The following is a 246-nucleotide window of genomic DNA, read 5'->3' as shown; positions in this document are numbered from 1 at the left end:
CGAGGGCGTCTCCGGGCAGTTCGTCCACGTCGACGTCGGTGACGGCCGGATCGAACTCGTCGAGTACGACCCGACGGATGCGCCCCGTGAGCCGGCGACGCTCCCACAGCCCGGCGGGACGCATCTGGCTTTTTCACTCGGGAGCGTCGACGGCTTCGTCGACGGGCTTCCCGACGGTATCGACCCGCTGAGCGAGCCACGGACGACCGCAAGCGGGACACGGCTCGTGTTCGTCCGCGACCCGGA

Annotated in this window: 1 protein-coding gene; it reads left to right on the top strand. The window is 69.9% G+C overall.

The window, feature by feature from the left end; all coding sequences use genetic code 11:
• The coding region (locus tag KZZ06_RS21870) for a VOC family protein (protein WP_368858726.1) at positions 1–246 on the top strand (246 nt) is incomplete at both ends.

It is taken from the genome of Sulfitobacter sp. CW3, from assembly GCF_019392245.1.
Classification (GTDB): domain Bacteria; phylum Pseudomonadota; class Alphaproteobacteria; order Rhodobacterales; family Rhodobacteraceae; genus Sulfitobacter.
The sequence above is the reverse complement of the archived record's forward strand: the minus strand, read 5'-3'. Positions and strand labels throughout refer to the sequence as shown.